Source organism: Selenomonas sputigena ATCC 35185 (genome assembly GCF_000208405.1).
Taxonomy (GTDB): Bacteria; Bacillota; Negativicutes; order Selenomonadales; family Selenomonadaceae; genus Selenomonas; species Selenomonas sputigena.
On sequence record NC_015437.1, the window covers coordinates 1,963,563 to 1,988,994 of the forward strand.

The window sequence follows — 25,432 nt, forward strand, 5'->3', positions numbered from 1 at the left end:
TTTCGTGCTCAAAAATCTTCCAAGTGCAATATCTCCTGCGGGATGTAGCGCCCCCCCTCCAGGATCTGCTGCATGGCGAGGACGTCCGCCGCTGCGAAATGCGCGAAAAAGCCGCCCGTGATATGCCGGTTCTGCTTCTCCTTCGTCTGCGGCAGAGCGATGCCCGCCGCCTTTTCGAGCATGGCGCGGTACGCCGCCAAAAAAGGCCGCACTGTCCATGGCGCGGCGAGAGCCTCGGCGAGATTTTCGTAAATGCCGATGCCCTCGTAATCGAGATCGCCGAAGTAGAGGAGCTCGTTCGCCTCCTCCTTCATATACGGCTCCGCGCTGACAGAAAACTCGCGAAAGCTGCTCACGACGCGCTTGCCCGCACCGTAGATCAAGCTGCCGACCGCCTCGCCCAGAAGAGACGACGCCCCTGCCAGCAAGTGGCGCCGCATGCTGAAAAACGTGTCCTTGTTCTCGACGATGAGTATCTTCTGCGGCGTTTCCCTGTGCTGTGCGTAATAGGAAAAAGGCTCCGCCGTCCTGTAGCAGTTGAGCTGCGCCAGTTCGAAGCCGCAGTGCTTCAAGACGCTCCTGCCCGCGCCCTGCAGCAGGAACTTCTCCTCGCCCCAGATCTGGAAGCTGCGCTCGTTGCAGGAAATCTCCTGCCCGAGCTTTGCCGCGTGCAGCTGCAGGAAATCGTGCAGCGCGCGCACCGCCGCCCGCTCCTTCTCATAGACGGCGAGGTGGCGCAGGTAATAGTCGACCGAGAGGCGCGGCATCGTGCGGTAGAGAAGCTCCTCCCGATACGCCGCATAATCGGGCGCTTCCTCGCTGAGCCAATATTCGAGGTGCAGGGCCGGCCGCTTGCCGTTCGTGCCCGGGCTCTTCAGCGGCTTGATGCGCCCCTCTGCCAGAAGCCCCATGATGAAGCGGTACTGCTCCTCGTAAGGAGCCGCCGACCGTCCCTTGAGCAGCTGCTCCAAAGATACACGCTTCAAAAGACTCCGCCCCCTTTTTCTTGCTACAGCAAAAGCTTGGCGGTGGATGCAGGCATATCACCGGCACTGCCGAATCCGCTTTTGAAGATAATACCGCAATATTCCACAATAAGAACGCAGCCGCCCATCTTTACCTTCCTGGTAGAATTTCAGTCTTTTTTCCAGATAAGCTTTGGACGCAGATTTCGCCTTGTTCTCTTTATACAAGACTGCGCACAAACCATCCAATGCAGCTTTTCTTCCGGCTTGAAGTTCGGGGCAATTAAGATTCAATACATCGTCCAAATCTGCCTGCCACTCTTTATTCTTTATGTAGATTTTCCCATTTCCATCATAGAAAATATCTGCCATATGATGCTGGTTTTGCGGATCGATCTGAAGTATCGTATTTCCTTTTCTCGTATCACAAGTCTGTACCGTTTTCGGCTTTCCCGCATTGCCGCAGCAAACGGCCAATAAATTTTTATACGCAAGCTCATTATCGGCATCACGCGGTACATAATGTTCTATTTTTACATATTTATATGAGTCTTCCAGTGAAGTCATGCAGTAGGCACAGAGATATTTTTGCTCCTGCAACAACGCTGTTCGTAAAGTTGCCTTGACGGCAGAATCCATCCCATCAAAGCAAGCTCCGCTACTTTTGGCATACCGAATGAACTCACCCGGCGGCTCATTTTTCTTTATGTAGATCATGGGCCACCTCACAATCGTTCCATATCCAGCATGACCTGCATGCGAAGGATATCTTCATCCTGTGCTCCCAGAACTTTCTCTAAATCAGCCAACAATTCTTCTGCCCTTGAAAACTCTCCCTTTTCCAGGACCTCATAAAACAGGGCTTTCTTTTCCACGACTTCCTTCGGACGCACCTCAGTGTGCATGACATCGCGCAAAATGACAGTAACATCGCGACCATAGATATATTTTTCCGATGAAACGACCTTTCCATGTGAAAAAATCATGATATGCTCGTTTTCCGCATTGGCAAGTACAGCGGGTGCATGTGTCGTGACGATGAATTGAATTTTCGGGAATGATTTCCGCAGAGCCGTCAGGATTTTCCTTTGCCACGATGGATGCAGGTGCATATCGATTTCATCAATAAGGACAATCCCCGGTGTTTCCGCTATCGCTTCCCCACCCAACTGCGGATTCAATGTCACCATGCGATAGGCAATATCCGCAGTCATGGACAGCATAGCCTTGATTCCATCGCTAAAATACCGAAGCGGCAGGGATACGTTCGTCCCGGCTTTATCCGTTACACGAATCTCAATCTCCAACTCGTTGAAGTCGTAGGACACCTGCACCACCTCAGCAGTATCATCCATTTCAGCATACAGCTTCTCCATTGTACGCTTCACTGCCTGAAATATCGGAAGAGATACTCCTTTTTGCACCTCCATGAGTGCCGTCCTCTGAAACCATTGCAGCATCAGCTTTTCATTCGTCGCTGCATCCAGCGCATCAACATAGCCATGCAGGCGCGAAGGCACGCCTCGCATCACGGCATCTTTTTTTGTCCGTTTTGGCAGCCATAGACGTCCCGTCCCATAGTAGGCAAGAAACGGCAACGTCACCGGGAGATTCTTTTTGACTCTTTGGCAAAGAGCATCTGCATGGTTCATTATAGGACGCGCTTCTCCCACAGTCGTACGCCCACGTTCGGAGTTCAACGCCCGAGTCCATGCTATGCATTCCTGGTTTTCCGTCTCTGCTTGTGCTGAAATGCGCACAGGATATTGCGCTTCTCTGTTAAAGCCTCCTTTTTCATAGGTGTATGTCAAGAATCTTACATCAGTTTTATGGAAATTTGCTGCCTGAATGCCGCAGCCGGCGAGAAAACTTGCCATCGCAATAGCAACGGCGTCCAAAATCGATGATTTCCCTGCCCCATTCCCGCCAATGAGCACTGTATAATCTTTCGGAAAGTCTATCGTCAACTGCTCAAAGCAGCGAAAGTTTTCCAGCTGGAGTCTTTTGATATACACCGTTGCCCACCTCGCTCATTTCAACTGAACCGCATCACAATCTTCCATATACATCATCGACTGTTTCCGTATTTCGCCAAATATGCAGCCACGTCCTCCTAACCTGCAAGAATTTTTGCAGGAACCAGCCTTGGCGAGAATATTTCTTGCATCCTCACGCTTCCTTCGCCACAGGCTCCTTTTGCCCCAGCGAGATGACGAAGCCGAGGACGGCGCCGAGGGCGGCGGGGCAGACCCAGCCCATCATGACGCCGTAGAACGGGACGTACGCCGTGAGCATTTCGTAGAGAGCCGCCGAGCCGAAGCCTGCGGCATGAAGTGCGTCCGTCAGCGAAAAAACGAGCGTGAAAAGAATCGCGCCCTGGTAGATGCTCTTTCGCCAGCCGATGAAGCGATCGAAGAGAGAGAGCATGACGAAGACGATGACGAGCGGATAGATCGCCACGAGGAAGGGCACGGCGAGCGCGATGATCTGCGTGAGGCCGATGTTCGACGCGCCGAAGCTGAAGAGGATGGAAAAGAGCAGCAGGCGCTCGTAGGAAATCTTCTTCTTGAAGAGCTTGTGGAAGAACATCGCTGCGCTCGACGTGATGCCGCAGCACGTCGTGATGCACGCGAGGATGATGATGAGCGCGAGGAGCACGTTGCCCGCCGCGCCGAAGAAGATGCGCACGGCTTCGGCGAGCAGCTGTCCGCCGTTCTCCGAATGTCCGAGAACCGTCACGCTCGTCGCTCCGAGATAGGCCAGGGAGCCGTAAACGCAGGCCATGAGGAATACGGTGATGAAGCCGGCTGCGAGGCATGCCTTGCCGATGGTGCGCGTGTCGGTCACGCCGCGATAGCGCACGGCATTGACGACGAGCGCGCCGATGGCGATGGTCGCGAGGAGATCCATCGTCTGATAGCCGTCCTGGAATCCCTGCGCATAGGGCGATTCCAGGTAAACGCCCGTCGGAGCGAGCACCTCCCCCATCGGCGACCAGAAGGTACGCAAAAAGAGGATCACAAGAACGACGAGCAGCGCGGGCGTAAGCATCTTGCCCACACGGTCGATGAGCTTGTTCGGATTGAGCGACAAATAGTACGATGCGCCAAAGAAAAGCGCCGTGTAGATGACTTGTGGGAGCGTGACATCGCCCGCACCGATGAAGGGACGAATGCCGATCTCAAACGAGACGGCGCCCGTCCTCGGCATGGCGAACAACGGCCCTATGATAAGATAAAGGATGACGAGAAGCGCCGTCGCAAACCAGGGAAACGTGCGCCTCTTCAGAAGCTGCACATATTCGCCGCCCGCGAGAGCGATCGCCATGATGCCAAGGAGCGGCAGACCGACGCCCGTCGTCATGAAGCCGAGCATGGCAGGCAGCGTGTTCGTCCCCGCCGCCTGTCCCAAGGCGGGCGGAAAGATGAGGTTTCCCGCCCCGAAAAAGACGGAGAACATCATGAAGCCCAGAGTCAAAAGATCCTTCTTCTTCAATCGATTCATTTCACATTCCTCTCAAAATTCTCTTCCAACAGCGGCTTCAGGAACTTGCCCGTATACGACGCCTTGACCTTCACGATGTCCTCGGGACGGCCTTCGGCAACGATCGTGCCGCCGCCCGAACCGCCCTCAGGTCCGAGGTCGATGATGTGGTCGGCCGTCTTGATGACGTCGAGGTTGTGCTCGATGACGACGACCGTGTCACCGCCGTCGACGAGGCGGTGCAGGATGCCGAGGAGCTTCGCGATGTCGGCGGTGTGAAGTCCCGTCGTCGGCTCGTCGAGGATGTAGAGCGTGCGCCCCGTCGAGCGGCGCGCCAGTTCCGTCGCGAGCTTCACGCGTTGCGCCTCGCCGCCCGAGAGCGTCGTCGCACTCTGCCCAAGCTTGATGTAACCGAGCCCGACGTCCTGAATGACCTTGAGCTTCGTCTCGATGCGCGGGATATTCTTGAAGAACTCCACAGCTTCGTCAACCGTCATGGCGAGCACGTCGGCGATCGTCTTTCCCTTGTAGCGCACCTCAAGCGTCTCACGATTGTATCGCGCTCCCTTGCAGACCTCGCATGGCACATAGACATCGGGCAAGAAGTGCATCTCGATCTTGATGATGCCGTCGCCGCGGCATGCCTCGCAGCGGCCGCCCTTGACATTGAAGCTGAAGCGCCCGGGCTTGTAGCCGCGCATCTTCGCCTCCGTCGTCTGACTGAAGAGCTGCCGGATGGCATCGAATACGCCCGTATACGTCGCAGGATTCGAGCGCGGCGTGCGCCCGATCGGCTGCTGGTCGATGTCGATGATCTTGTCGACGTGCTCAAGTCCCAGAATTTTCTTGTGCTTGCCGGGCTTCCCCTTCACATGGTAGAGCCTTGAGGCGACGCCCTTGTAGAGGATCTCGTTGACGAGCGTCGACTTGCCTGAGCCGGAAACGCCCGTGACGAGGATCAGTTCCCCGAGCGGGAACTTCACGCGCAGGTTCTTGAGATTGTTCGCCGCCGCGCCGACGATCTCGATGAAATTGCCCGTGCCCGTCCGGCGGCGGCTCGGCACGGGGATGAACTTCTTCCGCGCGAGATACTGTCCCGTGACGGACTCGGCGACCTTCTTGATCTCTTCTGCCGTACCCTCGGCGACGACACGCCCGCCATGCGCTCCTGCGCCGGGGCCGATGTCGATGATATGGTCGGCGGCATACATCGTATCCTCGTCATGCTCGACGACGATGAGCGTGTTGCCGAGATCGCGGAGATGCTGCAGCGCCGCCAAGAGGCGGTTGTTGTCGCGCTGATGAAGTCCGATGCTCGGCTCATCGAGGATGTAGAGCACGCCCATGAGTCCCGAACCGATCTGAGTCGCAAGCCGTATGCGCTGCGCCTCGCCGCCCGAGAGCGTCCCCGCCGCACGCGATAGCGTCAGATAATCAAGCCCGACGTTCAAGAGAAAGCCGAGGCGCGCATGGATCTCTTTCAAGATCTGCGCGGCGATCTTCGCCTCGCGCTCCGAGAGCGAAAGCCCAGAGAAGAATTCATCGCACTCTCGAATCGTCAGCGCCGTGACCTCAGCGATGTTCTTGCCGCCGACCTTGACGGAAAGCACCTCGGGGCGAAGACGCGCTCCATGGCACGCAGGACAAGGCGTGATCGTCATGTAGTTCTCGTAGTCCTCGCGCATCGCGTCCGTGTCCGTCTCGCGGTAGCGCCGCGTAAGCATCGGCATGACGCCCTCGAAGGCCGAATGATGCAGCTTGTACTCGCCAAACATGTTCTCGTAGCCAAATTCGAACTTCTCCTCGCCCGTGCCGTGGAGAAGAAGCTCCTGCACCTTCTTGTTCAAGTCACGAAACGGCGTGTCGACCGTATAGCCGTAATGCTTGAGAACGGCCTCCATCTGGCAGTTCGCATAAGTGTTGAGGTTCTTGGAAAGCGGCGCGAATACTCCCTCGGCAAGCGACAGCGAATCGTCGGGTACGACGAGCTCCATGTCAAACTCCATGTTGCTGCCGAGGCCGCTGCACGTCGGACATGCGCCGTAAGGGCTGTTGAACGAGAACATGCGCGGCGTGATCTCAGGCAGGCTGATGCCGCAGTCGACGCACGCGAAGTTTTCGCTGAACATCAAAAGCTCGCCGTCGACGATCTGCACGTAGACGACGCCCTCTCCCATCTTCAAAGCCGTCTCCAAGGAATCGGCCAGACGCTGCTCCATGCCCTCGCGAACGACGAGGCGGTCGACGACGACTTCGATCGTATGCTTCTTCGCCTTGTCGAGGTGAATCTCTTCGCCGAGGTCGACGACCTCGCCGTCGATGCGCACGCGCACATAGCCTTCGCGGCGGATGTGGTCGAGAATCTTCTTGTGCTCGCCCTTCTTGCCGCGAACGATCTGCGCCATGATCAGGAGCTTCGTGCGCTCGGGCAGAGCCTCAAGCTTGTCCATCATCTGATCGACCGTCTGCTGCGCGATGGGCTTGCCGCACTTCGGACAATGCGGGCGGCCGGCGCGCGCGAACATCAATCGCATGTAGTCGTAAATCTCCGTCACCGTGCCGACGGTCGAGCGCGGGTTGCGGCTCGTCGTCTTCTGGTCGATGGAAATCGCCGGTGAAAGTCCCTCGATATTGTCAACATCGGGCTTGTCCATCTGACCAAGGAACTGCCTTGCATAGGACGACAGCGACTCCACATAGCGCCTCTGTCCCTCGGCATAAATCGTATCAAAAGCAAGCGAGGACTTGCCCGATCCCGAAAGCCCCGTGACGACGACGAGTTTGTCGCGCGGGATCTCCACGTCGATATTCTTCAAATTATGGGCGCGCGCGCCCTGTATGCGAATCACATTCTCCATAAAGTATTTTCCTCCGTTCACCCATTATATAGAAAATAACATCTTTTGTCACCAATATTTCCTGACTTATATGCATCAAGAGGTTCTCTCCCCATGGGTGCAGAAGAAAAAAACAGGCTGCCCCTAGCCGATCTTCCAGCCAAGGGCAGCCTGTTTTTTTGCTGCCTTCACTCTTCCAGCAAGGCCTGATACACATCTCGACGGCTCAAGTTCAGCCGTTTCGCCGCTTCGCGCATGGCTTCCTTCTTCGACATGCCTTCTTGCATAAAGCGCGCGACGAGGTCCTGCGGCGTCTCCTGCAGTGCGGCCTCCTGTACCTCGCCATCTGCCGCCCCCGCGACAACGAGGACAAACTCGCCGCGCGGTTCTTCCGCGCTGTAGTGCGCGAGCAAGTCGGCGAGCGTGCCGCGCCGGAACTCCTCGTAGCGCTTCGTAAGCTCACGCGCAGCTGCCGCAGGCCGCGCTCCGCCGAAAGCAGAAGCGAGCGCCTTGAGCGTATCCCTCAGATGGTGCGGCGCTTCATAGAAGATGAGCGTTTCCCTTCGCGCGGCGACTTCGGCGAGAAGATCGCCGCGCTTCGCCGCCGTGCGCGGCAAAAAGCCCACAAAGGTGAAGCGCCGCGTGTCGAGTCCCGAACAGATGAGCGCCGAGAGTGCGGCGTTCGCGCCGGGCAGGGGCGATACGGCGACTCCTGCGTCTATGGCCAGAGTGGCGAGGTGGCTGCCGGGGTCGGCGATGCCGGGAAGCCCCGCATCGCTGACACAGACGAGGTCGTTTCCTGCGAGCAGGAATTCCACGAGGCGCGGTCCCTTCTCAAACTTGTTGTGCTCATGATAGCTGAGGAGGCGCGTGTGGATATCGTAGCGTGCGAGAAGTTTGCGCGTGTGGCGCGTATCTTCGGCCGCAATCAGCGGCACTTCCTTGAGAATCCTCACGGCGCGCAGCGTCATGTCCTCAAGATTGCCGATGGGCGTCGCCGCGAGGTAGAGCGTGCCCTTTGCGTGCCCGGCTTCTTTCGGCGACGATTCCTGCGCCCCTTCCGTGCGCTCCATCTTACGCCTTGTCCCCCTTTTCTACGGCGACGACATCCTCCCACGCCGCCACGAGCGTCTTGTGCGAGTCGAGCAAAATCGTCGCCGTGCGCCGCTGCGCATTGATGGAGATGACCTTGCCTTCGCCTTCCGCCGACGCAACGCGGCTTCCCTGCTTCGGCGGCTTCGGACGGCGCTTGGGGCAGCTCTTCTTGTAGTCCGAGCACTCATATTTGAGGCAGCACATGAGCCTGCCGCAGATACCCGAAATCTTCGTCGGATTCAAAGAGAGATTCTGTTCCTTCGCCATGCGGATGGACACCGGCTCGAAGTCGCCGAGGAACATCGAGCAGCACAAAGGTCTGCCGCAGCAGCCCATGCCGCCCATGAGCTTCGCCTCGTCGCGCACGCCGATCTGCCGCAGCTCGATGCGCGTGCGGAACACGGAGGCCAGATCCTTGACGAGCTCGCGGAAGTCAATGCGCCCGTCCGCCGTGAAGTAGAAGATGATCTTGTTCAAGTCGAACGTGCACTCGACATCGACGAGTTTCATCGGCAGGCCATGCAGCTTGATCTTCTTCTCGCAGACCTTGAACGCCTCTTTTTCCTTGCGATGGTTTTCCTCGACCTTGCGAAGATCCTGCTCCGTCGCCTTGCGCTGCACGGTCTTCAAGACTTGAGAGCCGTTTTCCTCCACCTCTCGCGCCCCTAGGACGACGCGCCCGCACTCCATGCCGCGCACCGTCTCGACGATGACATCGTCGTCGAGTTCGAGTTCGTATTTTCCCGGGCTGAAATAATATATCTTGCCCGCTTTCTTGAAGCGGACGCCCACAATCGTCTGCAACCCCTTGCCTCCTTCATCTATTGAGAGCGCGGCTTTTCGCGCCCGGCGTCACCGTTCCGACTCCTGTGCATCCCGCAGGCGCATCAGAAGCCCTTCAAAGAGGAGCTGAACGCTTGCGTTGCTCCGAAGCCTCCCGAGCGTCTCGCGCACGAGAGCGAGACAGGCGAAGATGTGCGTCTCGGGAAAATCCGCGAGAGCATGAGCCAAATCCCCGCGCTTTTCCTCATGGTAGAGCCTACCACGCCCCGAAAGGAGCGCGAGCATGTCACGAAGAAGGCGAGAGAGCGCGAGCAGCCATTCCTCGGCACGATCGCGCGGCAATTTGCCGAGCTCTTCCGCTTTCGCCCAAAGACTGAACATATTGAGCGCGGAAAGTGAAAAGAGCGTCTGCGCCGCATCCTCCATGAGCTGCAGCCCGCCCCCTTCGAACAGGAGCAGTGCGTGACCGAGACTGCCGTCCGCCGCCATGGCGAGAGAATGTGCCTTCCGGCTTTCCACGCCGCGTGCAAGGAGTGCCTCTTCAATTCCCTCGGGAGAGAGCGCACCGAAGTGCATGTCGCGCACGCGCGAGAGGATCGTCGGCAGAAGCGCTGTGCGCTTCGCCGTCACGAGCAGGAAGAAGACTGCGCCCTGCGGCTCTTCCAAAGTCTTCAAAAGGCTGTTCGCCGCCGCCTCATTCATCGCGTCGGCATCGTCCACAAGGACGACGAAGCGTCCCGAGAGCAGTGGCTTTCGCGCGGCCTTCTTCTCAATCTCGCGCACGGCGTCGATGCGCAGGACGCGCACGCCCTTGCCGCGGCTCTCGGGCGCCGCCTCAACGTAGTCGGAATGTGTACCTGCGAGGAAGGCGCGGCACGAAGGACAAACGCCGCAAGGCGCATCCTCCCTGCCGCACAGCAAAGCTGCGGCCAAGAGGCGCGCCACCTTCTTCTTGCCCACGCCGGAGATCCCCGAAAAGAGGAGCGCATGGGGCAGGCGACCGTCACGCAGCATGGTCCGCAGCCTATGGATATTCCCTTCGTGCCCGAGGACGTCCTTCCAGGAAAGCGCCTCCTCCATCACATATAGAGGTCGACGAGCATTCCGCGAATCGCATCGTGACTCGCCACGATGTCCAAGGCGTCCGTCTGACCCGTGCGGATTTTTTCCGCAAGCTCTTCGAGCTTCCGATCGATCTTGCGCACCGTCGTGTAGACCTTCTGCCGTCCCATGCGATCCCAACCTGCCTGCACATGAAGCTGATACATGCGCCCGACCGCCTCGTCGACGAAATCCTTGACGAGATCGCGATACGCCTTGAGCTCATCGTACGTCGGCGTATTCGTAAGGCGTGCGCCCTGCTCGTCAATTTTCTTCAGGATTTCCTGCAGCTGGCGATCGGAAAACGCCGCATGCTGATCGGCGAGTTCCGTTCCGAAGTCCGCATCGCTGCGCACGGGTTCCTGCACAGCTACATCGCGCTCAAGTGTCTGCAGCGCAGAGCGCTGCGAGCTTAAGGCATCTATCTTCATAAATTCACAAGCCACCTTCCGCCTGCAATTTTTGACTCTCCTTGAATTATAAAGGTTTTTTCATTTTCGCGCAAGCAGAAGCCCTAAAACTCCTCACGCATCGACTTCCAGCGATCGTGCAGCCAGAACCACTCCTCGGGATGCTCGCGGATATGCTGCTCCAAGACGCGGTTGACCGCCTGCTCGGCCGTGCGGATGTCAGCGCGCTTGTCCTTCGTGCAAGGCACCTCGACGGGCGCGTAAAGGATGATCTTATGCGTGCCGTCCGCCTTGCGCGTGATGAATCCAGGGATGACACCGATCCCTGCCGAACGTGCCATCGCAGCGGGGCCGGGCACACAATTCGTCGGCTTGCCGAAGAAATCGAGCACGATGCCGTCGTGCCGGTTCGTATCCTGATCGGCAAGAAGTCCGACGACCCAGCCTTCCTTCATCATGCGGAACATCTCGCGCACGTCGTTCTTGTAGATGATGTGCATACCGACGAGCCGCCGATACTCGTTGATGAAGCGATCCATCGCCGCATCCTTCTGGCGCATGGCGACGCCGATGAGTGGAAATCCCGCCTGTGACAGCGCTCCGCCCATAAGTTCCCAGTTGCCCGCATGTCCCGTGGCGATGACCGCTCCCTTGCCCTGGGCGAGGACTCCTTCGAGATGCTCTCTTCCCTCGATCTCGACGTAGTCCGCCATGTTACGCACAATGACGGGAAAGCGCAGAACCTCGAAGAGCATGGGGCCGAAACGCACGGCGCTCTCCTTGGCGATGCGCTCTGACTCCCGCTCATCTGTCCCCAGACACATGGCGACCTGCGAGGCCGCGAGCTTCTTTCTGCGCGCGGGCAGAAAAGGCCAGAGGGCGAGCGCCAGGGCGCGTCCCAGACGATCGCAGAAGCGCCCGGGCAGAAGACAGGCGACGCAGCTCAAAAAGTGCACGAGGTAGTACGTCATGCCTTCGCGTCCCTCTCTTTGAGCGCCTTTTCCAGCTGCTTGACCTTCTTGACGAGATCGGGCAGGCGCTTCATCGCCGCCTGCATGCGCAGCCATTCCTGATGGCTCTGCACGGGGAATCCCGCGCAGAACACGCCCTCGGGCATATCGCCGATGATGCCTGAACGCGCTGCATACACGGAGTTGCCGCCGATGTGGATGTGCCCGACCGTGCCGACCTGCCCGCCGAAGGTCACATTCGGCCCTGTCGTCGTCGAGCCGGAAATGCCCGTCTGCGCGACGATGAGATTTCCCTCGCCGATCTTGCAGTTATGCCCGATATGGACGAGATTATCGATCTTCGTGCCGCGTCCGATGACGGTCGATCCCGTCGTAGCGCGATCGATGCCGACATGCGAGCCGATCTCGACGTCATCTTCGAGGACAACGTTGCCGACCTGCGGCACCTTCGTGTGAACGCCGCCCGACGTCGTGAAGCCGAAGCCGTCGGAGCCGACGACCGAGTTTGCGTGAAGCACGCAGCGCTTGCCGATGCGGCAGCGCTCGCGCACTGTGACGCTCGCGTAGAGGACGCTCTTCTCACCGATTTCAGCGTACTGCCCGACGTAGACGTGCGGGTAAATGACGGCGCCCGCAGCGATCTTCGCGTGCTCGTCGACGACGGCAAAGGGAAGAATCGAGGCGCCCTCTTCCACCTCGGCGGTCTTCGCCACGAAAGCCTGCGGACTGACGCCCGCGGGAATCTGCAGCGGCGGCGTGAAAAGCTCCAAAAGCTTCGCGAAGGCAGCACGCGGCTCCTTCACATGGATGGCGGGCAGAGGAAAGTCCTGCACATCCTCGGGCAGGAGGACGGCGGCCGCCGCAGACGCCTTGGCCTCCTCGATATGGGGCGGGGCGGCAAAGGTGATCTCCGTCCTGCCCGCCGCCTCGATATTCGTCGCGCCCGTGACGACGATGCTTTCATCGCCTGCAAGCCGTCCTTCTAGGAAGTGAGCGATTTCCCCCAACGTCTTTTTCATCGTCATGTCCTCTCCCAGTCTCACTGAAGCGCTTTGATCACATCGTCCGTGATGTCCGTACCGCCGAGATGGACGAGCTTCTGCTCATCCACGTTGAAGAGAACAGCATCCAGTTTCTTCGTGCGTGCAATCTCGCCGACGGCCGTCTGCAGTTTGATCGTCTTCTGCTGGTCGTAGATGCTGCCCGTCTGCTGCATCTTGCCCATCGCCTGCTGCTGCGCCTGCTGCATCTCCTCGGGCGGCGCACCCTGCGCCTGCTTCGCATTCAACTCCTCTTGTGCCTGCTTCTGCACTTCTTCCATTTTCGACTTCATCTCGGCGTCAATATTCACGATGGCCGGCGCTTCCTTCTCGACGCGGCTCGGATCGACATAGCCGATCTCTGCCTTGCCGCAGCCTGCGGCGAGCGTCATGACGGCAAAGGCGCCTGCGAGCATCGCCATGCGCTTCTTGTTCTGCTTCATGATTTTCCACTTCTTTCTAAGTATTTCCGGGCGCAAGCTCGGCAATCAATTCTTCTGTCAGATCGAGTGCGGCGGGAGCGACGACAGGAAAGCGAAGCGAGGGAGCGTCTGTCTCTTCTCGCCGCATATCTGCATCTTCATCCGTTTCCTTCGCAACGACGAGGGAAAGATGATGGAGGAGCGCGAGCTTCGCCGCCTTGCTCTCAATATCCTTGCGGATGTGCTCGCGAATGATGCGCACTTCTTCGCCCTTTGCCGCGAGCGCCGCCCTCTTGCGGCGCAGGATCTCATCGATCTCGACGCCCTGCATTGCCTGCAGGAGCGCCTCGCTGTTGCGCCTTTCCGCTTCCGCCTTTTGGCGTGCGGCTTCTTCCTGTGCACTTGCTGCGGCAGGCTTCTCCCTCTTTGCATCGCGCGCGATGAGCGCGTCAAGATATTTTCGCTTCTCCTCGTCGCGGGCGGCAAAGAGCGCCCGTATGCGCTCGCCACGCTCCTCGCGCAAAGCCTTGAGTTCGTCGAGCAGGCTTTTTACATCAGCCTCCGAAAGGAACATCGCCTCTCGGTTGTCAATCTTCATCTCGATGTTAACCATGCGATTCTGATAGGCGTCTTCTAGCGCCTTCTTTTCCTTGAGAAAGGCGTCCTTCGTGTCTTCCTCCCAGGCAGCGAGCGCCTTGCGGCGCTCACGCGCCTGCTCTTCCGCCGCGAGACGCTGCTGCTGCAGATTCTTCTCTTTCGCTGCAAGCTGGAACGGCTCATCTGCAAGCGCAGGCGGCTTCAGGGTGCGGCGCGCACGACTCAGTCGATCAATGTCGGCGGCGAGCGATGCATACTGCACTTCAAGATCCGCCAGCTGCACATACGCCTCATGCGCCTTCTCAGCTCGCGTCACATCGACGACGCCGATCCCGCCCTCTTCTTGCTTCGTTGGAGCGGCGGGCGGCGGCGCATCTCGAAAGAAAAAGAACGCGCCGCCAAGAGCCGTCAAGAACAGGACAGCAAGAGCGCCGCAAATTTCCTTCCGGCGCTTTTCCCAAAAGCCGCCGCCCTGCGCCTTTTCCTGCGGCATCGCATCCACCTCCCAAAAAGCCTCTGCATTTAAAAGTACCGGGCAGGAAGCCCGCCCGGTACATCATGCGCTCGCGCGCTCATATCCGTATTTTCTTATTTGAACTTCTTCATGACATCGTCCGTGATGTCCTGACCGCCATAGACGACAGCGCTCTTGTCGATGACGACGGAAAGCCCCTTGGCTTCAGCGACCTGCTTGACGGCATCGTCGATCTTCTTCTGGATGCCCGAGATGAGATCCTGTTCCTTCTGCTGCAGCTCCATCTGCGCCTGCTGCATCGCCTTTGCCTTCTCCTCATCGCTCTTGTTTGCGTTGTCCGCCTCGAAGCGCATCTGTGCTTCCTGCATCGCCTTCTGCATCTCGTTCGAAGCCGAAGCGTAATCCGGATGGCTCATCATCACCTTGCGGTAATCGACGACGCCGACGGACGACGACGCTGCAGACGCCGTGCTCGTGCCGAGCTGCGAAAGGCCGAGAGCCACGACCGATCCAATGAATACGAGTGCAAGCGCCACGCAAAAGATCTTGACCTGCGTCTTTTGAAGTTTTACCATTTCCTTGTCTCCTTTTCCCTTTTGAAGAACGCTGCATCGCGATTCTTCCTCAAATATCCAACGATAAACATTATAGCAAACTCTCTTCGGGGATTCAAGCCCAAGAGGGCGCAAACGCCCTTAAAAATCGCCAATCAGGCGCAGCCAGCCCCCCGAAGAGTCCCGCACGAGTTCGGCGCGCAGAAAATCGTGCAGGCGGTAGCTGAGTCCCGCCTCGCCCGTATGGTCGGCACGGCGGTACTCCCAGCGCACTTCGACGCGCGGCAGGGGGGCTGCCCGCACGCCCGTCGTCCACGCATGCTCGCGCATGTCGTAGCGAATACTCGCAAAGACTCCCGGGAAGACGCGTCTCTCGTAGGCCGCTTCCCAACCCCAGTCGAAATCCTGCGGCAGCACATCGGCCTGTACGAATATCTCGTCCGCCGCCGACAACATCGCTCCTGCATGGGCACGAAACGTTATGTCATTGCCGTCGGCAGAGCGTCTGCCGACATCGCCCCAGCCCTCAAGGCGCAGACGGTACCGCGAGGTATCGCTGCGACTCATGACCGAGGTCTGCTCACCTGCTACGATCGTCGCATGTGTCTTCAAACCGAGCGTGCGAAACTCGCCTGACGCATCGAGGATCTCTTCCATCCCCCGCGCAAATTCCTTCTCGTGGCGTGCCACGAATGCAACGGGAACACCGAGCATTTCATCCGCCTTCGCCTGCAAAACGCTGCGCTTTTCAAGCAGAGCGAAGTTTGCGATCGTATCCGAACGCATGGCGAGATCGATCGTGCGCACGACAGGCATCTTCGGATAAACCGTCAGCGCGACGTGCGTGCGCCTTGCCGTATCGACATCAAAGTCGGCGCGAAACTCGGGCAGATGCTCCGCCATATAGGCGTTCAGACTCTCCTTCAGGACGCCGTTCGTCCAGTCGACAGCTGCAGATGGAAGCCCCTCCAAGCTCTGTCGAAACACCGTCTCAACGCCTCTGAGGTCTTCTTTCGCCATCTTCCCGATGACAGGTGAGACGCCATCGACCGAAAATTCGACCTCGACCGCCTCGACGCGCTCTGCCCAAGGCGCAAGAGTCACACGGACGTGCGCTTCCTCGCCAGGCTCAATGGCAACGGCCGTAACGGAGTAGCCGACGAGCACCTTGTCGAATACCTCACGGACTGTCGCCTCATCCGCCGCCCTGCGCTCTTCATACGAAGAGAGCGGTTTTCCCTCGATGAGTTGTGCGGAGATGGCCGCGACGCTTTTTTCCATGCGCACCTTGACCGTGGGCGGCAAGGCTTCGCCATCCGCTGCAACCTCGGCGCGAACCGCTGCGATCGTACCCGAAGCAAGGGCATATCCGCCCCCCATCCAAAGGAGCGCGAGGACAAAGAGCGCGAAGAACGCCCGCACCCTTGCCCTTCGCCCCATCATCAGAAGGAGCCGCCGACGCTGAAGTGCACGCGCCCGCCGTCCGAGCCGCGTCCGTAGTCGAGACGGATCGGGCCGATCGGCGTCTCAAGCTGCAGTCCCACGCCGACGCTACCCTTGATCGTATTCGGCCAGCGATCGTTGCTCCAAGCATTTCCCCAGTCGGTGAAGACGGCGCCCTGCACCTTCTTCACGATGGGGAAGCGGTACTCGACCGTCGCGAGCAGAAGGCGCGTGCCGCGGAACTGGTCGTCACGGTAGCCGCGCAGGGAGTCCTGTCCGCCGATCTTGTAGAGGTTCGATTCGGAAATTGAGCCGCGCGCGTAGCCAAGCTGTCCGCGCACAGCGACGGTCTGCGACCGACCGACCTTGAAGAAGCGCTTATCCTCAGCCGTAAACTTCTGGTAGTTGAAATCGCCGCCGAAGCCCGCAAATTCTGCCTCAAGGCTCATGCGTCCGCCCGATGTCGGATTGTAGATGTTGTCGCGCGTATCGTTCACGCGCGACAGCGTGATGCTGCGCGTCGTGCCGAAGTTCGCATCGCGCCATGCCTTCCACGCCGGCGTGCTGCGATTTCCCTTGTTGCCGCTGCTCTTGTGACTCTCGTAAGTGTCCTTGCGGTTGCGCAGCGTAATGGAGTTCGTCGCATACTCGTTGACGGGACGGCTCAAGGTGATCTCACCGCCCGAGTACTTGCGCATGTACTCTTCCTCCAAGTTGCCGTCCGTGTCATAGTCATCGTACTCGTAGGTACGGTTGTAAATGCGCAAGGAGGCCGCCGTTTCCTTGCTGTCGAGCCAGGGACGACGATAGGAGAAGACGAATCCGTGTGCGTCCGTATCGTCACCACTCATCTCGTAGAGCAGGCTCACGGCATCTCCTGTACCGCGAAAGTTCGTATCGCCGACATTGATCATGCCGACGAGCCCGTCCGACGAGCTGTAGCCGGCGCCGATGCCGAAGTTTCCCGTGCGCTTTTCGACGACGTCCGCTTCGAGAATGACGGATCCCGATGCCTCACCCGGATTGAGCTTCATGTTCACATCTTCGAAGAAGCCGAGATTATAGATGCGCTGCATGCTGCGGCGCGCCTTCTTCACGTCGAACGGTTCGCCGATCTTCAGGCGCATCTCGCGCAGGATGACGCGATCCTTCGTCTTCGTATTGCCCTTGACGGCGAATCCTTCAAGCTTTCCCTCATTGATTTTGAGCGTGAGGTCTCCCGAAGAGTCGATATTCATGTCCTCGATCTTGGCGAGGATGAAGCCGTCCGCTCTATATCTTTCCTGAATGGCAGATACATTCTTCTGCAGTTCGCGGCTGTTCATCACACGCTCCTTCTCGAGTGTGATGAGCTTCTCAAGGTCTTCTGTCGTCTCGACCGTATTTCCCTCGATCTTCACGGAATGAAGTACGGGGTTTTCCAAGACGTGATAGGTGAGAACGACACCCTCAGGCACATACTCCCACGATGGGTAGAGGTCGTAAAAATAGCCCGTATCGAAGATGGCAGAGCGATCGCCCTGTGCCTTCTTCGCATCATACACATCACCTACGCGCTGCACGAGGGCAGCACGCGCCGTCGCCATCGTATCCTTGCCCGCGCCGTCGATGACGATGTCAACGATGGTCTTGCCGTCGGCGATCTTCGCCTCCTCGTCAATCTTGCGCTCCTCGGGGCGCTTGGCTTCCCACGCCTCGACACGCGCATCCTTCAGCTGCGTCTTAGCGGCAGCGCTCTCAGCAGCAGTCTGCGCATCCACGCGCCGGATTTCTTCGGCGTCTGCAGCGGCGTTCTTCATCTCCTGATCGCCTTGCATTGTACCCACGACGGCGACGGCCGCAGAGGCGTCTGCGGAAAAGCCGGCAACGCCCGCAGCAAGTGCGACGGCCCCGGCGAGGATTCGCGTTCTCTTCATATCCAAGTTTTCAACCTCCTATGCTTCACATCCCCTTTATTGTACCATGAATGCCCACGAGGTCAAGGGGGACGCAAAGACTTAACAGCAGACTCATCGAATTATAGGAATCAATAAGAATCATTCGCGCAGCACGCGCCCCGCAGTAACCATGAGCTTCTGCATGTCTTCGGTCGGCGGCGAAGCGGCAGAGGTCTGCTTCGGCTTCTCCGTCTGCTGCTCCAAGGCAGGCTGCGGCTGCGGCGGCTCGACAAATTGCACTTGTCCTTGCGCCCGTGCCATCGGGCTTTCCTGCGCCTGCACAGGCATGACGGGCAGCTCGATCTCACGAGATTCCGAAAGATTCGCCGCAGATCCCATTCGTTCGGCGAGAGCCTCACTTCCCTTCTCCTCGTGAATCGTCGTCCCTTGTCCGACGATCGCCGCAGAACTTTTCTCGGCAGGTGCCGCCGTCGGCTCCGCACTCCTCTGCAGGGCGATGCCGCCCAAGGCGAGGAGCACGGCGAGCGCCGGCGTGAGGAAACGTGCGAAGCGCTTCCCTTTGCGCGTCTCTCTCACACGCTGCAGTTCCGCCTCCGCCAGCATGAGATTGAGGCCGCCTCGGACATCCTCTTCCTTCTCCAACAAGGATTCTGCACGCCCCAGCCAGTCCTTCGCCGCCTTGACGTGCGCACATATCTTTTCCCTTTCCTCGGCCATCTTCCTCTCCCTCCTTCCCTAAAAGCGCATGAGGCGCGAGAGCATGCCGCGCACGCGGCGTATGCCGCTCTTCTGCAAGCGGTAGATGTGTGAGGCGCTGACGTCAAGCACATCGGCGATCTTCGGAATCGTCTCGCTCTTCAAGTACACGCTCTCGAGGACGACGCGCTCCTTCTGCGGCAGACGCGCGAGCGCCCGATGAAGCTCTCGCGTCATGAAGCCCAATTCCGCCTGCTCGGCAACGGAAGGCGTCGTATCGGGCAGAAGTTCCCAAGGCGCCCTGCCGTCGGCGCGGGGCGCATCCATGCAGGTGACATCGCGGCTGCCCTCTTTCTGCAGGAAATTCAGCATCCTGCCGCGTATGCGGTGGACGGCGAAGAGACTGAAGGCAACGCCGCGCTTCCAGTCGAAGTTTTCTGCCGCCTCGATGAGTCCGACCGTGCCTTCCTGTATGATGTCCATGATGCTCTCGCTCATGCGCCACGGCAGCGCCGTCTTGAATACGAGCGGCTGGTACGATTCGATCAGGCGCTGCCTCGCCGCCCTCTCACCGCGCTCCTTGAAGGCCTGCCACAAGGACTGTTCCTCCTCGGGCGCAAGGAGTTCGACCTTTTCAAGCTCCTGCAGATACTCCTCAAGTTTCATGACGCTCCTCCTCGCACCTAGAACTTGATGCGCGCTTCGATACCGATGACGGACTGCGAATCCTCGTTGCGGTTCCAATAGATGCTCATGCGGTCGTTGAAGTCGTAGCGCACGCCGAATTCGCGCACTTTGTTGCCAATGCCTTGCTTGTAGCGCAGCATGACCCTGTCGTTGATGTACTTGCCCACTTCCAGCGTGTATTCGAGTCCGTGCGCCACCTCGCCCGGCTTCATGACGTCCTTATCCGTCGTCGTCACGTCCTCGCCCGCGATGCGGAATTCATCGAGGCCAAGCGCATTCTTCACATTCGTCTCGAATTCGCCGAGAACCGTCATGGAAAGGCCGAAGGTCAAAAGCGATGTGAGCGCTTGGGAGCTTTTCAGATCGGGCGTCTGAAAGGTCAGGAGGTTCACGATCTCCGTCTCACTCATCTCTGGCATCGAACTGAGATGCGTTTCCATCGCCCCGATCGGGCCTTTCGAATGCAGGAAGATGCGCACCTTGCCGACGTGCGCCTCCGCTTCGAGCGTGAGGCTCGGCAAGAACGAACCGATCTGATTGAAGTACGCCTCGCCGTCTCGGATCGTAAAGCGCGTCTTGTTGTACGTGATCGTGCCGCGCTCGACGAGGATCGTGCCGGAAGGCTCGACGTGCTGCGTCGTGCCGCCGTAGCGGAAAGCACCCGAAAGACGCATGTCGTAGAGTGCGGGATCGTAGAAGCGCACGCGCTCGCCGAGCGTCACGCCAACATCCAAGATCATCTCGGGCAGTGTGCTCTCAGCATCGGGAAGGGATGGAATGGAAAGTGTCGCATGATGGATGCGGATGTCTCCTGTGAGTTTCGGCATCTTCTGTCCAGACATCTCACCCTCTTCGATGTGAAAGTCTGCCGTCAAGGGACCGTCATAGAAACTGCTGACGACAGAAAGCTCATCCGCCTTAAAATCGAGCGCATAATCGCGCCACCTGCCGCCGCCAAACGACGTCCTGCCCGCGATGCGGTAAGAGCCTGTACCCATCTTGCCCGTGCAATCCTCAAGCGTGATGCTGCTGCCGAAGAAGCGCAGCCGCGCCTTCATCTCCGTGACGGGCGTCGCGACGTCCTTGAACTTCAGCGCTCCGTCCGCGAGACTGACCTCGCCCGCGAACTGCGGCCTTTCGAGCGTCCCTGTCACGCGCACCTTGCCCTTCGTCGGACCGATCGCCCATTCGACGGCGGGCGAGAGAATCGGCAGAAGCGAGAGATCGGCGTCGTCGAGCGCGAGCGAAAGATCGATCTGCTCGGACGATGCAACCGTTTCATCGGCGGCTACCGTCAGGCTTCTCACGGGAATCTTGCCCTTGGCGCTCGCGCTGTAGTCACGCTCGCCGAGCTTCTTCTTCACGCGAAGCTGCTCGATGTTGATGACGCTGTCCTTAAGACTCGCCAAACCCGTCATATCGTCGAAGGTCGACGCGCCCACGCCGCCGTTCTTCACTTCAACAGAGGCGTTCGCCTGCGGGTTCTCCAGCGTGCCGCCGAACTGCACGGCGAGATCGATCGTGCCGCGCACGTCAGCGTCCGCCCCCGCCGCCTTCGCGACCATGCCGGCGGGGATGCCGTTCGCGGCGAACTGCGCGTCCATTGCCGCGCCATCCAATGGAATGCGTCCCTTGGCGGCGAATACGCCGTCTCCCTGCCTGCCGTGCAGTTCATCGATCGTCACGACGTGGTCGGCGAGCTTGACGCCCAGCGCCATATCACGAATCTCGTAGCCTGCCACCTTGCCCTCGACGACGACGGCGTCAAGTGCCGCCATGGGATTATCCAGAGTGCCCCCAAGGCGGATCGTGCCGTTCAGTCTTCCGTCGAGGATGTCGTTCTTGAGGTTCGCAATCGCAAAGAGAGCACGCACGTCGCCGTTCTCGACGTTCAATATGCCGCCAAGCGCCTGCGTTTCGAGATTCGCCGTGCATTTCATCGCGTAGGCGCCGCCATTCTGCTGGAAGCGGATGTTCTCAGCGCGCAGCACATCTGCACCATAGACGAGTTCGCCGTGCACGGACTCGATCGCCTGTCCGTTGAGTTGAAGCGTCTTTGCATCGAGCACGCCGATGAATTCAGGCGATTGCAGCGTACCCGCGATATGCCCGGCAAACGTGCCGTGGCCGCTGACCGGATACGGCAGTCTGCTGCCGAAGCGGTCGAGGCTCACATCGTGCACATCGGCATAGAGGTCAAGCGCACCATCGCGCGTGACCGTACCGTTGAGGTCGACGTCGACGAGCGGGGAGAAGATATGGAAATCCTGCAGGCGCACGGCGCCGTTCTCCAGATAATAGTCGCCGTCCATGCCCGAGAGGATATAGCCATTGTAGCTGCCGCGATAGAGATGGATGTAGCCGACCGCCGACGGATTGTCGAGCGTGCCCGTGAAGCGGATCGTATTGTCGACATTGCCCGTGATCGGCTGGTCGGGAGCGACGAGAGCCGCGATGTCCTCCATGCGCGCACCGATGGAATCAACGCGCAGGTCGATGCGTCTCTCGCCCGTAAGGCCGACGCTGCCCTCAGCGATCCACGTCTCCTTGCCCGCACGCTCCACGGAGAAGCGGTCGATGGCGATGCCGTCGGCGCTGCCATGCACGGCACCGTGGAATGCGTCAAACGGCTGATGGAAGAGACTTCCTGCCGTCCCCTCGAAATCCGCCTCGATCCGAGGATTCGACGCGTCGCCGCGCACTGCGCCCGCGATGTCGAGCGTGCCCGCGCCCTCGGCCTCTGGCACGAAGGCGTCGACGAGCGCCAGCGGCAGTGCCGTACCGTAAAAGCGCATGTCAAGCGCCGTGCCGCCCCGCACGTCACCCTCGACGACGAGCGTGCCGCCCGCCGCAAACGACGCGTTGAGGTTATCAAAATGAAGAAGCTCCCCTTGCTTGAAGAACGATGCGGAAACCTTCTCGGCCGCAACGCCGCCGAAGGACGCGCCCTCGCCCGAAAAGGTGCCGTAAGCGAGAAGATCTGCCAAATCCGTCCCCTTGCCGCTCAATGCGATGTCCGCAGCGCACTTCCCCGTCAGGGAAAGACCGTCCACAGGCAGCACGGCGGCGATTTCCTCGCCCGAAAGCCCCTTCGCTTCGACGTGTGCGCTGTAGGAGCCGTCCGCCGTGCGGAGCATCCCCCCGCCCTCGAACGTGCCTCCCAAGGCTCCTGCCTCGCCGCTCGCCGTCAGAAGGCCGTCCTCGTAGTGCCCCTTTGCCTTCACCGCTGAAAGCGATGTGCCGTAGAGCGTTGCGGCTGAGGCTTCGCACTCTCCGTCAACCTTCCAGTCCTGCGGCGTGCCGTAAACAGAAGCGAGGACGCGCACCGGACCTTGGAAAGGGCTCTGCGCCAAGATTTTCGACGGATCAAAGGCCGCGGACTCGACGACGAAGTTGAAGCTCGGCACTTCCTCCTGCCAAGCGACCTTCCCATGAATGGACGTTTGCTGCTCTTCGGCAGAAGCACGCAAAAAGATGCGCGCCTCCTTGCCCGAAAAGACGACGAGTCCACGCGACGCCTCAACCTCCATGCCATGGACGAGCGCCTTCGCACCCGAAAGGCGCACGTCGCCCGCAAGCGAAACGTCATCCGCCTCGCGCACGAGCTTCAGCACCGTCTCGTCGACGTGCAGCGCCTGCGGCTCGATCTCGTCGGGAAGCACACCTTCGGGCAGGAATGCGATATAGTCCATCGCATTGATATTTTCCCCCTTGAGCTTCAGTTCCTGCCGCTCTTTCGAGACTTCTCCCTCGACAGCGAGCGGTGCGCCCTTGCAGCTGGCCTCAGCTTCGACGGAGACAGAAGACTTGTGCACGAAGTCAAGCTCCGCCCCGATATCTTCCAAGGCGATTTCCTTGCCCGAAACGGCAACGTTCGCCTTTCCTTCCTTCACGCTGACCTTGCCGCAAAAATCATTTCCCCCTGCTTCCTGCTGCACGAGGTCGGCGACGTTCCAGCTTCCGTCCGCGCGCTGCTGCAGGGAAAGCTCCGGCTCTATGACCGTCACATGGGAAATCGCGGCAACAGGCGAGGCGGAAAGAGCCGCAAAGAGACTCATTTCCACCTCGGCGTGCGCAGCGCGAAGAATCTCCTCTCCCGCCCTGTCCTGCACCGCGATGCCGTCAAGGGCAAGCGTATGCCAAGACTCGACCCGCACGGCGTCGATGGCGACGGGAACGCCGAGCGACTCGGACGCCTTTGCAGAAAGCGTCCTGCCAGCCTCCTCAACGTAAGCGCCCGTGCGGGCGATGTAAGCCGCCGTGCCGCAAACGAGCGCAAAAAGGAAGAGCGCGATGACGACTGCAGCGAAAACAATGCTCCCCTTCTTCATCGGCTCTTCCTCCTCGTTGTCTCTTTTTCAAGTTCTGCGGCACGAAAGGACATCGCGGCTCGATGCGCTTTACATCTCCCCCGCTGCAGCCGCTTCGGCCGCCGCATCCTTCTCTGCTGTCTTGACAGGTGCGGTCTTGACGGGTGCGCCATGCGTCACGGGAATCATCGCATCGTCCTTCGCCGTGCGGCTCTTCTGGCTCTTCTCATCGAGCAGCTTCTGCTCGACAGCCATCTTCTCCGCTGCCTCATCCGTATGGTAGAGCGCCGTCTCAGCCTGCTCCTTCGCCGCCTTATAATACTTGGCATCGACTTTCTCACGGTAGGAAACGGTGTCGAGATCGACGGGCAGACCCATGGCTCGGTCCAGCGCCGCCTTGCTGAGGTTGTAGTTGTAGAGCGCATCGTAGTAATTCGTCTGCGCCGCGACGAGCTTTTCGTCGGCGTCCGTCACGTCGAGGTTCGTGCCGACACCCGCCGTGTAGCGCACCTGCGCAATCTTGAAGTCCTCGACGGCATGCTCGACGGCGACGCTCGTCGTCTTGATGTTCTTCTCCGCCGCCAGAAGACTCAGGTACGCCGTCTGCACGTCGAGCGCAATCTGCTCGCGCGTGTCCTCCGCCGCCTGCTGCAGCTTGTGCACCGCCGCACGCTTCTGGTTCACCTGCGCCTGCGTCACGTTGTTGTCAAAGGCCGCCCAGTTCGCCTGTATGCCGATCGACCAAGTGTCCGCCGAATCCGTGTTGTTGGAAAAGAGGCTGTCGCCGCCGACCGTGCGGGATGCCGCTGCGCTGACCTGCGGCAGCGAAGCGCCGCGCGTCGCCTCCATGGCAGCGTTCGCCTGACGCACGGCATAGTCCGCCGCAATGCCGTCCGCACGGTGCGCGAGCGCGTACTCCGTGCAATCCTCAAGGCTCAGATCATACTTTCTGTAGGCGAGTTCATCCGCCAACGAGAGCTTCGTACCCGTCGGCAAGCCGATGATCTTGTTGAGTTCGGCGATGGCGACGTCGTAGTTGTTCGTCACGTTCACGAGACTCTGCTCAGCGTTCGCGAGCGAGACCTGGGATGCGAGTACATCGGAACGCGCGACCGTGCCCACCTTGTACTGCGCGTTGACATTTGCCAGATGACTCTTCAAATTGGCGACGGACATCTCGCCGACCTTGATGAGATTGCGGTATTCGAGCGCCTTGAAATATTGTCCCGTCGTCTGATACCGCACCGCCTGCTTCGTGCCTTCGAGCGCGAGATCGGCATTGTTCACGCCGTAGCGCGCCGCCTCGATGCCGTGCTCGATGCTGCCGCCCGTGTAGAGCGGGAAGGAAAGCGCCGCGCTGCTCCGAAAAGCATAGTCGTGGTCATACATCTTGTATGCCTTGCCGCCGACGCGGTTGCCCTGCGTCGAGAGCGTGAGTTTCGGGCCTGCCGTGCGGCGCGCCTCATGGTATGCCCAGTCCGCCGCATCCACATCGGTCACGGACGACTTGATCGAGCGATTGTTCTCAAGCGCCAGTTCCACGCTCTCGGAGAGTGCGAGAGAGCGCGTCTCCGCTGCGGACGCAGATGCGAAGCTCAGGGAGAAAAGCCCGCCCGCGACGAGCGCCGCAAGCTTCTTGGAAAAATATTTTGACTGCTTCACAAT

General features: G+C 59.5%; 20 protein-coding genes. All 20 read right to left on the reverse strand.

Annotation, left to right across the window (positions count from 1 at the left end; all coding sequences use genetic code 11):
- Positions 1 to 8 precede the first annotated feature (8 nt).
- Positions 9 to 986: a Wadjet anti-phage system protein JetD domain-containing protein gene (locus SELSP_RS09050; RefSeq protein ID WP_013740962.1), complete on the reverse strand. Its 978-nt coding sequence runs from the start codon at positions 984 to 986 to the stop codon at positions 9 to 11.
- 57 nt (positions 987 to 1,043) lie between these two features.
- Positions 1,044 to 1,682 (reverse strand): HNH endonuclease family protein, encoded by a 639-nt coding sequence (locus tag SELSP_RS09055; RefSeq protein ID WP_006191129.1) that lies wholly within the window; start codon positions 1,680 to 1,682, stop codon positions 1,044 to 1,046.
- Positions 1,683 to 1,690: 8 nt separating this feature from the next.
- Entirely contained in the window at positions 1,691 to 2,980 is a 1,290-nt protein-coding gene (locus SELSP_RS09060) for an AAA family ATPase (RefSeq protein ID WP_006191128.1), read from the reverse strand.
- A 154-nt stretch (positions 2,981 to 3,134) separates the two neighbouring features.
- On the reverse strand, positions 3,135 to 4,469 hold the full coding sequence (gene brnQ / locus SELSP_RS09065) for a branched-chain amino acid transport system II carrier protein (protein ID WP_006191127.1): 1,335 nt from the start codon (positions 4,467 to 4,469) through the stop codon (positions 3,135 to 3,137).
- On the reverse strand, positions 4,466 to 7,306 hold the full coding sequence (gene uvrA / locus SELSP_RS09070) for an excinuclease ABC subunit UvrA (protein ID WP_006191126.1): 2,841 nt from the start codon (positions 7,304 to 7,306) through the stop codon (positions 4,466 to 4,468). The genes brnQ and uvrA overlap by 4 nt, the downstream gene beginning before the upstream one ends.
- Before the next feature lie 167 nt (positions 7,307 to 7,473).
- Entirely contained in the window at positions 7,474 to 8,358 is an 885-nt protein-coding gene (gene rsmI, locus SELSP_RS09075; RefSeq protein ID WP_006191123.1) for a 16S rRNA (cytidine(1402)-2'-O)-methyltransferase, read from the reverse strand.
- A gap of 1 nt (position 8,359) precedes the next feature.
- Entirely contained in the window at positions 8,360 to 9,184 is an 825-nt protein-coding gene (locus SELSP_RS09080; protein WP_006191121.1) for a PSP1 domain-containing protein, read from the reverse strand.
- A 48-nt stretch (positions 9,185 to 9,232) separates the two neighbouring features.
- Positions 9,233 to 10,243, reverse strand: coding sequence for a DNA polymerase III subunit delta' (holB, locus tag SELSP_RS09085; protein WP_006191120.1), 1,011 nt, complete (start codon positions 10,241 to 10,243; stop codon positions 9,233 to 9,235).
- On the reverse strand, positions 10,243 to 10,695 hold the full coding sequence (locus tag SELSP_RS09090) for a YaaR family protein (protein ID WP_006191119.1): 453 nt from the start codon (positions 10,693 to 10,695) through the stop codon (positions 10,243 to 10,245). Before SELSP_RS09090 ends, holB begins: the two co-directional genes overlap by 1 nt.
- Positions 10,696 to 10,778: 83 nt before the next feature.
- Positions 10,779 to 11,645, reverse strand: a complete 867-nt coding sequence (locus SELSP_RS09095) for a lysophospholipid acyltransferase family protein (RefSeq protein ID WP_006191114.1) — start codon at positions 11,643 to 11,645, stop codon at positions 10,779 to 10,781.
- Positions 11,642 to 12,664 (reverse strand): UDP-3-O-(3-hydroxymyristoyl)glucosamine N-acyltransferase, encoded by a 1,023-nt coding sequence (lpxD, locus tag SELSP_RS09100; protein WP_037367503.1) that lies wholly within the window; start codon positions 12,662 to 12,664, stop codon positions 11,642 to 11,644. Before lpxD ends, SELSP_RS09095 begins: the two co-directional genes overlap by 4 nt.
- 20 nt (positions 12,665 to 12,684) lie before the next feature.
- Entirely contained in the window at positions 12,685 to 13,128 is a 444-nt protein-coding gene (locus tag SELSP_RS09105) for an OmpH family outer membrane protein (RefSeq protein ID WP_006191106.1), read from the reverse strand.
- A gap of 16 nt (positions 13,129 to 13,144) precedes the next feature.
- A complete protein-coding gene (locus tag SELSP_RS09110) occupies positions 13,145 to 14,197 on the reverse strand; it encodes a hypothetical protein (protein ID WP_006191105.1) in 1,053 nt (350 codons plus the stop codon).
- Between the two features lie 95 nt (positions 14,198 to 14,292).
- Positions 14,293 to 14,754 carry an OmpH family outer membrane protein gene (locus SELSP_RS09115; RefSeq protein ID WP_006191103.1) on the reverse strand — a complete coding sequence of 154 codons (462 nt, stop codon included), beginning with the start codon at positions 14,752 to 14,754 and terminating at the stop codon, positions 14,293 to 14,295.
- Positions 14,755 to 14,874: 120 nt separating this feature from the next.
- Entirely contained in the window at positions 14,875 to 16,176 is a 1,302-nt protein-coding gene (locus tag SELSP_RS09120; RefSeq protein ID WP_006191101.1) for a hypothetical protein, read from the reverse strand.
- On the reverse strand, positions 16,176 to 18,098 hold the full coding sequence (locus tag SELSP_RS09125; RefSeq protein WP_013740964.1) for a BamA/OMP85 family outer membrane protein: 1,923 nt from the start codon (positions 18,096 to 18,098) through the stop codon (positions 16,176 to 16,178). The genes SELSP_RS09120 and SELSP_RS09125 overlap by 1 nt, the downstream gene beginning before the upstream one ends.
- Before the next feature lie 114 nt (positions 18,099 to 18,212).
- Entirely contained in the window at positions 18,213 to 18,791 is a 579-nt protein-coding gene (locus SELSP_RS09130; RefSeq protein WP_006191098.1) for a hypothetical protein, read from the reverse strand.
- Positions 18,792 to 18,809: 18 nt separating this feature from the next.
- Positions 18,810 to 19,436, reverse strand: coding sequence for a sigma-70 family RNA polymerase sigma factor (locus tag SELSP_RS09135; RefSeq protein ID WP_006191097.1), 627 nt, complete (start codon positions 19,434 to 19,436; stop codon positions 18,810 to 18,812).
- A 17-nt stretch (positions 19,437 to 19,453) separates the two neighbouring features.
- The gene (locus SELSP_RS09140; RefSeq protein WP_006191096.1) at positions 19,454 to 23,788 is read right to left on the reverse strand and encodes a translocation/assembly module TamB domain-containing protein; all 4,335 of its coding nucleotides are present in this window, start codon (positions 23,786 to 23,788) and stop codon (positions 19,454 to 19,456) included.
- Positions 23,789 to 23,857: 69 nt separating this feature from the next.
- Positions 23,858 to 25,429: a TolC family protein gene (locus SELSP_RS09145; RefSeq protein ID WP_006191094.1), complete on the reverse strand. Its 1,572-nt coding sequence runs from the start codon at positions 25,427 to 25,429 to the stop codon at positions 23,858 to 23,860.
- Positions 25,430 to 25,432: the final 3 nt, after the last annotated feature.

Coding starts and splice junctions, on each gene's coding strand:
- SELSP_RS09135 (WP_006191097.1), bottom strand. CDS start 19,436: ATGAAACTTGAGGAGTATCTGCAGGAGCTTGAAAAGGTCGAACTCCTT.
- SELSP_RS09090 (WP_006191119.1), bottom strand. CDS start 10,695: ATGAAGATAGATGCCTTAAGCTCGCAGCGCTCTGCGCTGCAGACACTT.
- SELSP_RS09130 (WP_006191098.1), bottom strand. CDS start 18,791: ATGGCCGAGGAAAGGGAAAAGATATGTGCGCACGTCAAGGCGGCGAAG.
- SELSP_RS09120 (WP_006191101.1), bottom strand. CDS start 16,176: ATGATGGGGCGAAGGGCAAGGGTGCGGGCGTTCTTCGCGCTCTTTGTC.
- uvrA (WP_006191126.1), bottom strand. CDS start 7,306: ATGGAGAATGTGATTCGCATACAGGGCGCGCGCGCCCATAATTTGAAG.
- rsmI (WP_006191123.1), bottom strand. CDS start 8,358: ATGGAGCGCACGGAAGGGGCGCAGGAATCGTCGCCGAAAGAAGCCGGG.
- SELSP_RS09140 (WP_006191096.1), bottom strand. CDS start 23,788: ATGAAGAAGGGGAGCATTGTTTTCGCTGCAGTCGTCATCGCGCTCTTC.
- SELSP_RS09055 (WP_006191129.1), bottom strand. CDS start 1,682: ATGATCTACATAAAGAAAAATGAGCCGCCGGGTGAGTTCATTCGGTAT.
- holB (WP_006191120.1), bottom strand. CDS start 10,243: ATGGAGGAGGCGCTTTCCTGGAAGGACGTCCTCGGGCACGAAGGGAAT.
- SELSP_RS09115 (WP_006191103.1), bottom strand. CDS start 14,754: ATGGTAAAACTTCAAAAGACGCAGGTCAAGATCTTTTGCGTGGCGCTT.
- SELSP_RS09105 (WP_006191106.1), bottom strand. CDS start 13,128: ATGAAGCAGAACAAGAAGCGCATGGCGATGCTCGCAGGCGCCTTTGCC.
- brnQ (WP_006191127.1), bottom strand. CDS start 4,469: ATGAATCGATTGAAGAAGAAGGATCTTTTGACTCTGGGCTTCATGATG.
- lpxD (WP_037367503.1), bottom strand. CDS start 12,664: ATGAAAAAGACGTTGGGGGAAATCGCTCACTTCCTAGAAGGACGGCTT.
- SELSP_RS09095 (WP_006191114.1), bottom strand. CDS start 11,645: ATGACGTACTACCTCGTGCACTTTTTGAGCTGCGTCGCCTGTCTTCTG.
- SELSP_RS09110 (WP_006191105.1), bottom strand. CDS start 14,197: ATGCCGCAGGAAAAGGCGCAGGGCGGCGGCTTTTGGGAAAAGCGCCGG.